The sequence below is a fragment of the Pseudochrobactrum sp. B5 genome, from assembly GCF_001939785.1.
GTDB lineage: Bacteria > Pseudomonadota > Alphaproteobacteria > Rhizobiales > Rhizobiaceae > Pseudochrobactrum > Pseudochrobactrum saccharolyticum.
Genome location: NZ_MOYL01000006.1, coordinates 125169 through 140546, shown reverse-complemented (window position 1 = coordinate 140546; position 15378 = coordinate 125169). Strand labels below are relative to the sequence as shown.

Annotated in this window: 11 protein-coding genes; all 11 read right to left on the bottom strand. The window is 51.4% G+C overall.

The genetic code is table 11. The features are described from left to right. Nucleotides 1-9 precede the first annotated feature (9 nt). The 11 genes from pyc to BKD14_RS16260 all read right to left on the bottom strand — a co-directional run bounded on the left by pyc (nt 10) and on the right by BKD14_RS16260 (nt 15143). The gene (gene pyc, locus BKD14_RS16310) at nt 10-3468 is read right to left on the bottom strand and encodes a pyruvate carboxylase (protein ID WP_075657261.1); all 3459 of its coding nucleotides are present in this window, start codon (nt 3466-3468) and stop codon (nt 10-12) included. Between the two features lie 341 nt (nt 3469-3809). Then, on the bottom strand, nt 3810-4928 hold the full coding sequence (locus BKD14_RS16305) for a branched-chain amino acid ABC transporter substrate-binding protein (protein ID WP_028233389.1): 1119 nt from the start codon (nt 4926-4928) through the stop codon (nt 3810-3812). A gap of 241 nt (nt 4929-5169) precedes the next feature. Next, nucleotides 5170-6282 carry a branched-chain amino acid ABC transporter substrate-binding protein gene (locus tag BKD14_RS16300; RefSeq protein WP_028233388.1) on the bottom strand — a complete coding sequence of 371 codons (1113 nt, stop codon included), beginning with the start codon at nt 6280-6282 and terminating at the stop codon, nt 5170-5172. A gap of 296 nt (nt 6283-6578) precedes the next feature. Next, nucleotides 6579-6923, bottom strand: coding sequence for a DUF6867 family protein (locus tag BKD14_RS16295; protein WP_022709909.1), 345 nt, complete (start codon nt 6921-6923; stop codon nt 6579-6581). A 168-nt stretch (nt 6924-7091) separates the two neighbouring features. After that, nucleotides 7092-7826, bottom strand: coding sequence for an ABC transporter ATP-binding protein (locus BKD14_RS16290; protein ID WP_022709908.1), 735 nt, complete (start codon nt 7824-7826; stop codon nt 7092-7094). Further along, nucleotides 7823-9100 (bottom strand): ATP-binding cassette domain-containing protein, encoded by a 1278-nt coding sequence (locus tag BKD14_RS16285; RefSeq protein WP_075657260.1) that lies wholly within the window; start codon nt 9098-9100, stop codon nt 7823-7825. Before BKD14_RS16285 ends, BKD14_RS16290 begins: the two co-directional genes overlap by 4 nt. Nucleotides 9101-9117: 17 nt before the next feature. Then, a complete protein-coding gene (livM, locus tag BKD14_RS16280) occupies nt 9118-10512 on the bottom strand; it encodes a high-affinity branched-chain amino acid ABC transporter permease LivM (RefSeq protein WP_022709906.1) in 1395 nt (464 codons plus the stop codon). A gap of 1 nt (nt 10513) precedes the next feature. Continuing rightward, complete coding sequence (locus tag BKD14_RS16275) at nt 10514-11422, bottom strand: branched-chain amino acid ABC transporter permease (protein WP_022709905.1); 909 nt, start codon at nt 11420-11422, stop codon at nt 10514-10516. Between the two features lie 422 nt (nt 11423-11844). Further along, nucleotides 11845-12846 (bottom strand): 4-hydroxyproline epimerase, encoded by a 1002-nt coding sequence (locus tag BKD14_RS16270; RefSeq protein ID WP_075657259.1) that lies wholly within the window; start codon nt 12844-12846, stop codon nt 11845-11847. 8 nt (nt 12847-12854) lie between these two features. Next, nucleotides 12855-14132, bottom strand: coding sequence for an FAD-binding oxidoreductase (locus BKD14_RS16265; RefSeq protein WP_075657258.1), 1278 nt, complete (start codon nt 14130-14132; stop codon nt 12855-12857). A 117-nt stretch (nt 14133-14249) separates the two neighbouring features. Then, nucleotides 14250-15143 (bottom strand): dihydrodipicolinate synthase family protein, encoded by an 894-nt coding sequence (locus tag BKD14_RS16260; RefSeq protein ID WP_028233386.1) that lies wholly within the window; start codon nt 15141-15143, stop codon nt 14250-14252. Nucleotides 15144-15378: the final 235 nt, after the last annotated feature.

The window sequence follows — 15378 nt, the reverse complement described above, 5'->3', positions numbered from 1 at the left end:
GTCTGAATTTTATGCGTAAATAATCAGCAGATCCTTGGCATCAATCTGATCACCGGCGCGTACCAGCACTTCTGCCAGCACACCGTCCCGCTCGGCATGAAGGGCGGTTTCCATCTTCATCGCTTCAATCGACAGCAAGACATCACCGGCTTTCACACTCTGCCCGCTAACCACTGCAATGGTTGAAACAATGCCGGGCATCGGTGCGCCGATATGGGTCTCATTGTTCAGTTCGGCTTTGCGACGAGCACCTTTGGCGGCACCGCGTGTGCGATCCGGCACTTTGATACGACGCGGCTGACCATTCAGTTCAAAGAACACCGTGACCATGCCCTGATCGTCAACATCGCCCACTGCCTGATTGCGGATAACCAGTGTCTTGCCACGCTCAATCTCAACAAAGACTTCCTGTTCCTGCGCCAGCCCGTAAAAATAGACCGGCGTCGGCAGCACGCTTGTCGGCCCGTAAAGGGTCTGTGCGCCAGCAAAATCAGTGAAGACTTTCGGATACATCAGATAGGACGCAAATTCCTGATCGCTGATTTTGCGCTCCAGCTTGGTTTCAATCTCTTTACGCTCTGCTTCCAGATCAGCCGGTTGCAGCAACGCACCCGGCCGCTCTGTAAATGGCTTTTCGCCTTTCAGCACTTTGGCCTGCAAATCCTTCGGCCAGCCTGCGGGCGGCTGTCCGAGATCGCCGCGCATCATCGAGACTACGGAATCTGGGAAGGCAATATCCTTGGCAGGATTGGTCACATCAGTCGTTGTCAGATCCTGACTGACCATCATCAGCGCCATATCGCCGACCACTTTGGAAGACGGCGTGACTTTAACAATATCGCCGAACATCAGGTTCACATCGGCATAGGCCTGCGCCACCTCATGCCAGCGGCTCTCCAGCCCCAGCGAGCGTGCCTGCTCCTTCAGATTGGTGAATTGTCCGCCCGGCATTTCATGCAGGTAAACTTCCGAGGCAGGGCCTTTCAGGTCACTCTCAAAAGCTGCATATTGATTACGCGCCGCCTCCCAATAGAAGGAAATCCGGCGGATCGAAGCCGGATCAAGCTGCGGATCACGCTCACTGCCCGCCAGTGCTTCAACAACGGAGCCGAGACATGGCTGGGACGTGTTACCGGACAGCGCATCCATTGCTGCATCCACAACATCCACACCGCTCTCTACAGCCGCCAGCACTGTTGCCGCCGCAATGCCGGATGTATCATGGGTATGGAAATGGATCGGCAGATCGGTTTCCTGCCGCAAGGCCGTGAAGAGTTTGCGTGCCGATTGCGGCTTCAGCAGTCCGGCCATATCTTTAATAGCGATAATATGCGCACCAGCCTTTTCAACCTCACGCGCCAGTTTCAGATAATAATTCAGGTCATATTGCGGGCGCGCTGCATTCATCAGATCGCTGGTATAGCAGATCGCTGCCTCGCAAAGCTTGCCCTCGCTCAGCACGGCATCCATCGACACGCGCATATTCTCAACCCAGTTGAGGCTGTCAAACACGCGGAACAGATCAATGCCGCCACGTGCTGCTTCACGCACAAATTGCGTCACCACATTATCGGGATAGCTCTTATAGCCCACGCCATTAGCGCCGCGCAGCAGCATTTGCAGCAGCAGGTTCGGTGCGCCATCACGCACCTTGCTCAGACGCTCCCACGGATCTTCTGTCAAAAAGCGCATGGAAACATCGAAAGTCGCACCGCCCCAGCATTCCAGAGAAAACAGGTTCGGCAGCAGGCGCGCATAGGTTTCGGCAATCTGCGCAATATCATAGGTACGCATACGCGTGGCGAGCAGCGACTGATGCCCGTCACGCATGGTCGTATCGGTCACCAGCACCCGCTTTTGCTCACGCATCCATTGCGCAAATTTCTGCGGCCCCAGCTCTGCCAGTTTTTGACGGGTGCCGTGCTGAATATCACCATCAGGCACATAAGGCACTTTCGGTGCGGCCGCATTCATGTCCGGCAAGGCACGGCCTTTGGTTTCCGGATGACCATTGACCGTAACATCAGCAATATAGGTCAGAAGCTTAGTCGCGCGATCCTGTCGTTTCACATGCTCGAACAATTCCGGCGTCGTATCAATAAATCGCGTAGTATATTCGTTACTGCGAAATTTCGGATGCGTAATAATCGCTTCCAGAAAGGTCAGATTGGTCGACACACCGCGGATACGAAACTCCCGCAAAGCACGATGCATACGCAGGATCACCTCTTCCGGTGTCGATGCCCATGCCGTCACTTTCTCCAAGAGCGGGTCATAATAGCGGGTGATGAAGGCGCCGGAATAGGCGGTGCCGCCATCCAGACGAATGCCAAAACCGGTCGCTCCGCGATAAGCAGTAATCCGCCCGTAATCCGGAATGAAATTCTGCTCCGGATCTTCCGTTGTGATGCGGCATTGCAATGCATGACCGCGCAGAACAATCTTGCTCTGCTCCGGCACACCGGATTCCGGCGAGCCGATAGCTGCGCCTTCCAGAATACGGATTTGCGCTTTGACAATATCAATGCCGGTGACTTCTTCCGTCACCGTATGTTCCACCTGAATGCGCGGATTGACCTCGATGAAATAGAATTTCCCTGATGTCACATCCATCAGGAACTCGACCGTCCCCGCCCCGATATAATGGGTGGCGCGGGCGATCTTCAGCGCATAATCGGCCAGTTCTTGACGCTGCCCATCATTGAGGTAAGGCGCCGGTGCGCGTTCCACCACTTTCTGGTTACGCCGCTGCACGGAGCAGTCACGCTCAAACAAATGCACGGCATTGCCATGGGTATCACCGAGGATTTGCACTTCCACATGGCGCGCATGTTCAATGAGTTTTTCGAGATAGACCTCATCCTTACCGAAAGCGGCTTTGGCCTCGCGCTTGGCTTCCGTGACCTCACGCGCCAGATCTTTGGCCTCACGAATTGCACGCATACCGCGTCCGCCGCCACCCCATGAGGCTTTGAGCATCAACGGATAGCCGATGCTGTCGGCAATTTTGCGCACCTCATCCATATCCTCCGGCAGAGGGTCACTGGCAGGCACCACCGGCACACCGACCTCAACGGCCAGATTGCGCGCAGCAACTTTATTACCGAGGCGGCGCATCGTATCGCCTTTCGGGCCAATGAAAATAATGCCGTTCTCAGCGCAGGCATCGGCAAATTCAGGACTTTCCGACAGCAAACCATAGCCCGGATGAATGGCATCAGCACCGGAGAGCTTGGCAACGCGGATTACTTCCTCAATTGAGAGATAGCTTTCAATCGGTCCCAGATCACGCTGCAGATGCGGGCCGCGCCCGACCTGATAACTTTCATCGGCTTTGAAACGATGCAATGCAAGTTTATCTTCCTCTGCCCAGATCGCCACGGTTTTCATGCCTAGCTCATTTGCAGCGCGGAATACGCGGATAGCAATTTCAGAGCGGTTTGCGACAAGAATTTTATGGATAGGCAAAGCAGGTCTCCCTCACTGCAAAACTAGAGCGCCGTGTGCCAGACTTGGCACACAAAGGTCGCTCTAACACTTTAAAATTAGAGCATAATTTCACCTTAAACTGATCCAAGTTTAAGGAATTATGCTCTATTCTGACACATGCCGGTCGTTCCCGTGACCGGCAAAATTCCGTCTGCATACTGATCGTTTTTTTTGTGAAAGAACAGCGAAAATACGTCTTAAAATAACAATGCCCGACACAAGTGCCGGGCATTGCTGAGCCAATTATTCCAAAGTATTAGACCTCTTTTCAAGAAAGAGAATACTATTCTAATTCTGAAATAATTCCCTGATTTCAGGAATTATTTTTTCTGGAAATAATTATATTTTCCGTCATCACCTTTGCGCCATTCAAACATGACATAAGGCGAAAGATTCGGATCGCCCTTTTCATCATAGGAAATTTCGCCGAGAACCGTCTTGAACGGACCTTTTTCCTTCATGGCTGTCGCAACAGTCATAGGATCATTGGTACCGGCAGCCTTTGCCGCTGCAGCCAGAGACTGCACTGCCGCATAGGAATAGAAAGTATAAGCTTCCGGCTCAAATCCGGCATCACGGAATTTCTTGATCAGTTCAGCATTGGCCGGATCTTCACGCGGATCAGGGCCGAAAGTGTTCAGCACACCGGCAACCGCATCACCGGCGATCGAAGCCAGTTCGTTGGACACAATACCGTCACCGGAAATGAACTGCGCCTTCAGATCCTGATCGCCCATCTGACGGATAATCAGACCGGCTTCCGGATGCAGACCACCCCAGTAAATAACCGTAACACCGTCACGCTTCAGCTTGGCGATCAGCGCGGAATAGTCTTTTTCACCGACATTCACGCCTTCATAAACTGTCTCTTTCAGACCCAGTTCATTCATCGCGTTCTTGGTGGCGTCTGCAAGTCCCTGACCATAAGGGGTTTTGTCATGAACAATTGCGATTTTACCGTCTTTGAAATTATCGACGATATATTTGGCGGCAGCGATACCCTGATTGTCATCGCGGCGGCAGGTACGGAATGTATTCCAGAGACCACGATCGGTATAAACCGGATTGGTTGTGCCCGGTGCAATCGCAAGAATACCGTTTTCGGCATAAACTTCCGAAGCCGGAATGCTCACGCCCGAATTAAAGTGACCGATGACAAATTGCACACCATCGGCAGCAAATTTATTGGCAACGGACATGCCCTGCTTGGGATCAGAAACATCATCGCCATAAACAAGAACGATCTTTTCGCCATTCAGACCGCCTTCTGCATTCACAACTTCAACAGCTGCTTCCACACCGTTTTTAATCTGTGCGCCATATGCGGCACCACCGCCCGTCAGAGGTGCACCAACACCGACCAGAATATCGGCCCATGATGAACCGCTAAAGGCCAGCATTGCAGACAGTGCAACACCGCAGAACAGAGACTTCTTCATATTTCCTACTCCCGTGAATATGCTCAAAAACTGACAAAAAGCAGGTTTTGAGGTCGCCGGAACACCGGCATTTTTCTGTCGGAATGAGACATCCGGCAGAATTTCTTTCAACAGTTCCTCTATGAAAACCGGTTTCACACGGAACTGTTCTGAAACAAAAAACTGTCTCCGCTGTCTGCAATACAGCTTTCAATCAAACGGGGCCGGACTGAGCCGGCCCCGCTGATTTTCAAAGACAGGTTTACTGCTGAATGTAAGTGAACTTACCGTCAGCGCCTTTTTCCCACTTATACATGACATAGCCCGGCAGCTTCGGATCGCCTTTCTCATCGAAAGAGATATCTCCGAGCACAGTCTTGAATGTGCCGGACTTCAGTGCTTTCGCAACTGTTTCCGGATCATTGCTGCCTGCAGCTTTCGCTGCACCGGCCAGCGACTGCATCGCGGCATAGGAGTAAAGTGTATAAGCTTCAGGCTCGAAACCGGCATCGCGGAACTTCTTCACCAGATCAGCATTGGCCGGATTGTTGCGCGGATCAGGACCGAAAGTATTCAGAGTTCCCTCAACCGCATTACCGGCAATGGAAGCCAGCTCATTGGAGACGATACCGTCACCGGAAATGAACTGTGCTTTCAGCCCCTGATCGCCGAGCTGACGAATAATCAGACCGGCTTCCGCGTGCATACCGCCCCAATAAATAACGGTAATGCCTTCCTGCTTCATTTTTGCGATCAGTGCCGAGAAGTCCTTCTCGCCAATATTCACACCTTCATACAGGGTTTCTTTCATACCTGCTGCATTGAGTGCTTTCTTGGTTTCATCAGCCAGACCCTGACCGTAAGGTGTCTTGTCGTGAACAACAGCCACTTTGGCGTCTTTGAACTTTTCAGCAATATACTGACCTGCAACAATACCCTGCTGGTCATCGCGGCCGCAGGTACGGAATGTGTTCCACATACCGCGATCAGTATAAACAGGGTTGGTCGCACCTGGTGAAATCTCCAGAATGCCGTTTTCCTGATACACTTCCGAAGCCGGAATTGTTACGCCGGAGTTAAAGTGTCCGATAACGAATTTAACACCGTCAGCGGCAAACTTGTTGGCAACCGAAATGCCCTGTTTCGGATCGGAAACGTCATCACCAAGGGTGAAAACGATTTTCTCTCCGTTCAGGCCACCTTCTGCATTGATGACTTCTGCTGCAGCCTCGGCTCCTTTTTGAATCTGGAGACCATAAACCGCGTTCGGTCCAGTCAGCGGTGCGCCGATACCCACCAGAACATCCGCAAAAGCCGAGCCGCTGAAAGCCACGAGAGCCGACACTGCTACGCTGTAGAATAAAGATTTTTTCATATTAACTGCTCCCATTACAATGATTATGCCGGAAACCGTCTGCCGCAGATCAGTTTCCTTGTTTTATTAAATACGGAGATCAAAGTTTTGCGATGCAATACCGATGATCGGCCGGTCATTTTTATTACAATCATTAAGCAGAAACCGGTTTCCCGGGCAGTTCATACCGGAGTGTTACACCGGCGTATCACAATACTCACTTCGTTCCCGCAAAGCGGAATATTGCAATTTCAAAACACCCCCAAATTCAATAATCAGCTCAGGGATGTTGTTTCTTGGTTCCTTTAAATCGCCTGTTATTTCGACTTATAGGAAAATGGTGAAGTCTGTTCATAGAGCCAGTTATATTGACGCACCATCTGCTTCACCTTTGTGAAACGATAGCCAAGCGTGCCAATCACCAGCAACACAACAAAATCGACCAGATAGTAATGCAGCGACAGCAATGTTCCTTCAAACATTGCAAAATGAATAAAACGAACCATCGCTGTCAAAGGCAGGAGATAGAGCACAAACATTGCATATGGACGCCATGTTTGTGCGCAGGCCCGCCCTGTCATCCATGCGGCCCAGCCGCCGAGAATGCAGGTAATCAACAAAAACAGCCAGAATGACGGCTCTTCATAGAGAATGCCTTGCATCAATAATTCTCCCCAATTCACCGGATTTCTGAACAGAATTTCCGGCTGGTGCAGTTTCCGGAAGCGAGGCTGATTTTTTAGCGCCCCGGCTTGTCAGAAACTGCGTTAATTCATCTAAAGCTGAACATTATGAAGAGTGCCGGACAATTTGTCTGCCCGGCTTTCTCATCAATGACGTCCGCCTTCCAGATAGGCTGCGCGTACTTCCGGATTTGCCAGAAGCTCCTGCCCGCTGCCGCTCATAGTAATCACACCATTAACCATCACATAACCGCGATGAGCAAGTTTCAGCGCACCGAAAGCATTCTGCTCCACCAGAAACACAGTCAGTCCGGTGGTGCGGTTCAGCTCTTTAATCGCCTCAAAAATCTGTTTGACGATCAGTGGTGCCAGACCAAGTGACGGCTCATCCAGCATCAGCAATTTTGGCCGTGCCATCAATGCACGGGCAATCGCCAGCATCTGCTGCTCACCGCCCGACAGAGTACCGCCGCGCTGATTGATACGCTCTTTAAGACGCGGAAACAGATCAAACATCAGTTTCACATCTTCATCAAAGTATTTTTGATTATCGAGACTGGCACCCATTTGCAGATTTTCCATCACGCTCATGCGCGGGAAAATACGGCGCCCTTCCGGAGACTGCGCAATACGCAGTTTTGCAATCTCGTGAGGCGGCATAGAAGTAATATCTTTGCCCTCAAAAAGAATGCGTCCGGTGCGGGCACGCGGTGTACCGAAAATCGTCATCATCAGAGTTGATTTTCCGGCACCGTTTGCACCGATCAGCGTGACGATTTCACCGGATTTAACCGTGACATCAACACCTTTCAGCGCGCAGATATTGCCGTAATAGGTTTCAACCTTATCGATAACCAGAAGCGGGTTCTGAGCCTGCATCATTTACCCCCCTCAGTTTTCTTCGTCGAATCTGTCTCTTCGGATGTCTCATGGCTGGACGGTACTTTGCCGGCTTCCACACGGGATGAGAATTCCGTTTTTCCGCCGCTGGCCAGCTGGCGTGCCTGCCCTACCCAGTCTTCACGGGCAATACGGCCGTCAAAGCTCAGATACATCTCAGCCTGTTTGATTTCAGCTTCTGTCCACGCGGCAATCTGATCGAAATGATAGATGCCATGGGCATTGAGCTTAGTCTCGTTAACACTGCCGATCCCTTTAATCAGGGTCAGATTATCAGCGATACCGCCGCGCGGCGCATCCAGACCACCGGCAAGATGCTCCGGTGCAGCAACCTCATCCGCAGGATCAACATCTGCAAGCTGCGTGACCAGCTGATCGACTTCCCCGACGTCACCGCCGGAGCCTTCAATCAGATCGGTTACCTCATCATCATCAACACCGAGATAGGCGGCGATAACTTTAGGGTCATTCTGCACAAAGCTCGGAGCGCCGTCAGAGATTTTCGTGCCATATTCAAGCACGATCACATGATCGGAAATTTCCATAACCACCGACATATCATGCTCAATCAGCAGAATGGACGTGCCTGTCTCTGCACGAATATCCAGCAAAAGCTTGTTAAGCTCCGCAGATTCTCGCGGGTTCAGACCGGCTGCCGGCTCATCAAGGCACAGCATTTCCGGATCGGTGCACATAGCACGGGCAATTTCCAGACGGCGCTGATCGCCATAAGGAAGATCACCTGCCGGATCATCAGCACGATGGATCAGATTGATTTTCTCAAGCCAGATACGGGCTTTTTCAATCGCGTCTTTCGCTGCCTTTTTATAGCCGGGAAATCCGAGCAGCCCCAGAAAAGTAAAGCCGGATGACACCATCAGCGGATTATGCTGGGCAACCAGCAGGTTTTCCAGAACTGTCAGACCTGTGAAAAGGCGGATATTCTGGAAGGTACGGGCAACCTTGGCTTTTTTGGTAATCACAAAATCCGGCATCCGTTCCAGCAGGAACTTATCGCCGTTTTTATGCTGCATTGTCACCATGCCGCCGGTCGGCTTGTAGAAACCGGTCAGGCAGTTAAACACAGTGGTTTTACCGGCGCCGTTCGGTCCGATCACCGCAGTGATCTCGCCGCGTTTGGCTTCAAAGCTCAGATCATTAATTGCCACCAGACCGCCGAAACGCATGGAAAGATGCTCGACTTTCAGAATGGTATCGGCGTTTTGTCTTTTTTCAGCAAGTTCAGAATTTGCCATAGTATTTATCCCCGCCATCAACCGTGACCTTCCTTGGTAAAGGAACCGGACACCAGCTTACGCTCATTCAGGAAGGCGCTTGGTTCACGATGACCGACAAAACCACGCGGTTTCCAGACCATCACCACAACCATAGCCAGACCGAAAATCAGCATACGATAGAGTTCCGGCGTAAAGCTTTGGCCGAACACGGCTTTCAGGAATGAAAGTTCGCGCAGGATTTCTGTACCGCCGATCATCACGATTGCAGCAATCGCAATACCGATCAGCGATCCCATACCGCCAAGAACCACAATGGCAAGAATAACCGCGGATTCGAGGAAGATGAAGGATTCCGGGCTGACAAAACCCTGACGCGCGCCGAAGAAGGCACCGGCAAAGCCGCCAAACATCGCGCCGGTTGCAAAGGCGGTCAGCTTGGTTGTTGTCGTATTGATACCCAGCGCACGGCAGGCAATTTCGTCCTCACGCAGTGCTTCCCATGCACGGCCGATCGGCATACGGCGCAGACGGATTGTGACCCATGCGGTCAAAAGCGCCAGCAACAGAATGACGTAATAGAGGAAGATTTTATAATGGGCTGCAGAAAATTGCAGGCCGAAAGTGGCAGCAAAACCATCAGGACCGGCTTTGAACGGAATACCGAAGAAGGTAGCCTTGGCAATACCCGATACACCATAGGTACCTTTGGTAACCGCCGTCCAGTTTATCAGCACAAGTCTGATGATTTCACCGAAAGCCAGCGTCACGATCGCAAGATAGTCGCCCCGCAGACGCAGCACAGGGAAGCCGAGAATAATGCCCCAGAAGGCTGCGAGAATACCGGCAACCGGCAGCAGCGTCCAGAAAGACAGACCGAAATAGGAGGACAGCAATGCGTAGGAATAAGCACCGACCGCATAGAAGGCCACATAACCCAGATCCAGCAGGCCGGCGAGACCGACAACGATATTCAGCCCCCATGCCAGCATGATATAGATGAGGATCTGCACACCGAAATTATCAACCCATTTCAGGGAGCCCTGAAAACCAAGTGTCAGAACAATCAGCACCGGATAGATAAACAGGAAAAGGATTGCCAGTTTCGAAAAATTCTTACGGAAGAACGAAACATCACCGCTGGCAACAACCTGTTTTTCGGATTTTCCGCGCTTTGCCATATAAGGCACAAGAAAAGCGCGGTGCAGAAAACGGCCGATACCTGCCAGAGCTACAAGGGTAAACAACAGCCCCCAGCGCTGAACCAGCACCAGCTCATTATTGATATTCTGCTCGGTTTTGAAACCGACGATCAGTACGAACAGGCCGAATGCCAGAATGGCTGCAATGATACCTTCGCGGATACCGGCTGCAAAATCTGACGGTTCAGCCTTCGGTGCACCCGCCGGAGAAGTTTGAAAAGCATTGGTCATGTTACACCTTTTCAACTTCTGGACGGCCGAGAATGCCGGAAGGCATGAAGATCAGCACAATCGCAAGGATCGAGAACGCAGCAACATCTTTATAATCAATCGAGAAATAGGCAGACCAGAGCGCCTCGATCAGACCGATCAGCAAGCCACCGATCACAGCGCCCGGAAGCGAGCCGATACCACCGAGAACCGCTGCGGTGAACGCTTTCACACCCGGAATAAAGCCGTCTGTAAACGAGATAACCCCGTAGAATGTGAGATAAAGCGTACCGGCCACGGCGGCCAGTGCGGCGCCCATAACGAAGGTCAGAGAAATCGTGCGGTCAACATTGATACCGAGCAGCGATGCCATTTTACGATCCTGTTCGCAGGCACGCTGGGCGCGCCCCAAGGATGTACGGTTAACAATATACCAGAAGATTGTGAGCAGAACGATGGTAACTGCAATGATAACGATCTGTTTCAGCGAGATGATAACACTGGTACCGAATAATGAATAAGAGTCATTAATCAGCGAAGGGATCGGCTTGTTACGCGGACCCTGTGTTACCTGCACGAAGTTAGACAGCGCAATGGACATACCGATTGCTGTAATCAGCGGTGCAAGCCGGAAAGACCCGCGCAATGGCCGGTAGGCGACCCGCTCAATGGTCCAGCTCCACATACTGGTCAGGATCATAGCGACAATCATCATCAGCAGGATTGCAAGTACGACAGGTACTGCACCAACAAATGTTGTCAGCAATAAAAAAACAATAAGCGCCATAAAGGCGCCGAGCATAAAAACATCACCGTGAGAAAAATTGATCATGCCGATAATACCATAAACCATGGTATAGCCGATGGCGATCAATCCATAGATCGATCCGAGCGTGAGCCCGTTGATCACTTGCTGGATAAAATATTCCATTGCAAAGTCACCCTTTTATGATCTGAATTATTGTCACCTTTAACAGGCTCTTCCCTTATATTTCAGATCGTTTACTCCTACTGCACAATCCGGCAGGCAAAATCTGCCTTGGTACCGCCCAGCATTTATAGATCCGCCGCATGTCCCTGAGGACAGACCGGCATTATTCATTTCAGCATTTCAGGCAAAATTCTCCCCCGATAGTTTCTGCGTAGTCAGACAAGCTTCCCTCTGTCTTTGGCTGAACATGCGCCAAACCGGATAGCTCGCATACACAGAAACTATAGAAATAACGACTAGTAATATAGTATTATATTCCCCCTGCTCTGCTCCTGAAATTTAAGATTACTCATAATTTAATGCCGGTCAATCGCCCTTCTGCATTGTTTCAAAGATTGAACAATGTTCCGTTTGCGACGTCTTTAACGAACTACAAATCCGTGCGCGAACGGGTCACGGTCATCAATAAAAATCGTATTATATCCGGTCATGCGCGCCCAGCCGGCAACTGACGGAATTATCGCTTTCTTATCAGCAACTTGTACCTCTGCTTCCACACGTCCGTGGAACAGTGACCCGATCACAGATTCGTGAACAAAATCGTCGCCTGCCTTCAGCTCTCCGCGTGCCGCCAGCTGCGCCATACGCGCCGAGGTACCGGTGCCGCATGGTGAACGATCAATCGCTTTTTCCCCGTAAAAAACGGCATTTCGTGCATGAGCTTCCGGTTTCGTCGGTTTTCCTGTCCACAAAATATGGCTGAGGCGGTTGATATCAGCCAGTTCCGGATGCTGAAATTTATACAACTCATTGAGTCGCTGACGTAAAACAGGGCTCCAGCCGATCAGATCCAGTACCGAATAATCGGCAAGATCCGTGTAATTTTGTTGCGCCTCAACAATTGCATAGAAATTTCCGCCATAGCTGACATCAACTTTCAGCATGCCGAGATCAGGACATTCCACTTCCAGACCTTCCGCATAGAGAAATGCCGGCACATTTGTCAGCCGCACGCTCTCCACATACTGGCCGTTCTGCTCATATTCGATTGCGACTTTACCGGCCGGTGTATCCAGATTGATCTTGCCCGGTACTTTCGGCGTGATCAGCCCCTGCTCAATCGCCATGGTTACAGTACCGATCGTGCCATGTCCGCACATCGGCAGGCAGCCCGATGTTTCAATAAACAGCACGGCCACATCGCAGTCTTCCCGTGTCGGCGGATACAGGATCGAGCCGGACATCATGTCATGACCGCGCGGCTCAAACATCAGCCCTGTACGGATCCAGTCATATTCGGCCAGAAAATGCGCCCGCTTTTCCATCATTGTTGAGCCATGCAGGTTCGGTCCCCCGCCGGCAACAAGCCGGACGGGATTGCCGCAGGTATGACCATCAACACAGAAGAAGGAATGTTTTGCCATGATGTTTCTCAAAAACGTTTCGGACTGAAAGCACTGACAGGCAGTGCGGTTGTTTCGTGATTAAGCAGCTGCGTTACCAGCCGTGCTGTTGCCGCCGATTGTGTCAGCCCCAGATGTCCATGGCCAAAAGCATAGACAATATCTTTGGAGACCGATGAATAACCGATGACCGGCAGCGTATCCGGCGTTGAAGGACGATAGCCCATCCATTGCCGCCCGCCCTCAATATTCATCTGCGGCAGGAACTGCTTTGCCTTTTTCAGCATAGCTTCTGAACGCGCATAATTCGGCGGCAATGTCAGCCCGCCGAGTTCGACCGCACCGCCCACGCGCACGCCGGTCGTCAGCGGCGTAATCACAAAAGCATGGCCGGGGAATGTCAGCTGACGGCGGATGTCATAAGCCCCGACCGGCAGTGTCGTATTATATCCGCGCTCTGTTTCCAGCGGCACCGCATCGCCCAGCTGGGCACTCAGATGATGTGACCAAGCCCCTGCGGCAACAATGAGTTTTTTGCACTGCAGCTTACTGCCGTCAGCCAGCGTGACTTCAGCACCGCCCTGCATATGCGCGATTTTAGTAACAATACCCTGCTGATAGCGGCTGCCGAGTTTCTCTGCATAAGCCCACAGAGCTTTGCCATAAAGTTTCGGATCGGAGACATTTTTCCATTTCGGAACAAAACAGCCAACCACAAAACGCGGTGATAATCCCGGTTGCAAGGCTGCCAGTTCAGCGCCGCGCACCACAGTATAATCAATGCCCGCCTGTTTTTTGGCTTCCCAGCCCGGCATAGCCGCCTGCAGTTCAGCTTCACTTTCATAAAGCTCAAGATTGCCTTCATGATGGATCATGTCCGTCACACCGGCGCGTTCCGCCAATGCCAGCATTTCACGCTCGGCAAGCTGCATCATCTCCCCTTGCACGACGGTACTGTTGCGCAGAGCCGAAGGGCTGCTGGCACGCCAGAAGCGATAAAGCCATGGCAGCAATTTCAACAAGTAAGACGGACGGATAGCGAAGGGCCCCAGCGGATCCATCAGCCAGCCCGGCACTTTTTTCATCACACCTTTGGAAGCGAGCGGCAAGACTTCAGAAAATGCCAGTGCCGCCGCATTACCGGAACTTGTCTCCTCACAAATACCGGTACGATCCACAACCAGCACAGAATGCCCCGCCTCACTCAGCACAGCTGCTGCAGCGATACCGACAATACCTGCCCCGATTATAATAATTTCAGAATTATTCTGCTTCCCATCCACATTGACGCTATTGACCGACGCCATGTGCCCTCCTGCCTGCTACACTTATTGTTATTTCAGCTGGTGCAGACCTTACGCCGTAAAATACATTCTTGCTATGAAAAACCCCGATTATTTTTGAATTAACCGGGGTTCAGATTGTCAGATTTTTGGCAGTTCAGGCCGTGTCGCCAGAGCCTGTTTTACAATCTTTTCAACCTGTGCACGGCGCTCTCCGCTCAGCGGCTGGCGCGGCAGACGAACACGGTCATTCGACTGAATCGCATGAACTTCAATCAGCTTGAGATTCTGCACCAGATAGGTTGAAACATCGAGATCAAGCAGCGGACGCATCCAGCGATAAAGCGGCAGCGCTTCATCATAACGCTTCTGTTTGATAAGCTGATACAGAACCACAGTTTCACGCGGCAGTGAGGTCACAACACCGGCAACCCAGCCGATTGCACCGGTTGTCAGTGCTTCAAAAGCCAGATTATCTACGCCGGTGAAAAGATCAAAACGATCGCCGAACTGATTGACGATATCGATTGTGCGACGGATATCATCCGAGGATTCCTTGATCGCAACAAACAGATCGTCCTTCGCCAGTTCTTCAAGGCATTCACCGGTCACATCCACACGATAGGCCATGCGGTTGGAATAGATCATCACCGGCAGACCACCGGCAGCAGCCATGGCTTTCAGCGTGGTGACAGTCTCCTGAGGATTGGTGAAATAGATCGGGCTTGGCACAACCATCAGGCCGTCTGCACCGGCTTTCGCAGCAGCTTTGGCAGCAGCAGCACCTTCACGTGTACCGGCCTCGAAAACGGTCATCAGCACCGGACGTTTTCCGGCAACCGCACGGGCGGTTTTGAAAACTTCCAGCTTTTCCTCTCCCGACAGCATCGGGCCTTCACCCAGAGAGCCGCCGACAACAAAACCGTCAACGCCCGCATCAATCTGCAGACCGAAGCAACGCTCCATCTCTTTATGATCCAGAGCATCATTTTCAGTAAATTTTGTTGTGACTGCCGGAAAAATACCTGACCACATAATCATTCTCCCAATTGATATATTTCTGATATATCTAAATTCAGAATGCGCGTCAATTAAATTCTGCACGGGATAATGCAGACTTATAAACAATCGCCCAGCCAGGACGACCGGCACTCATATTGAGAAAACCAGCTTCTTGTAGTATCTCTCAGAAAAATATCATTGAAATTTATACATCCTGCATATTGCGCTTCAGCGATATCGGCTTCGCAAAAACTAAAGCAGAGCACAG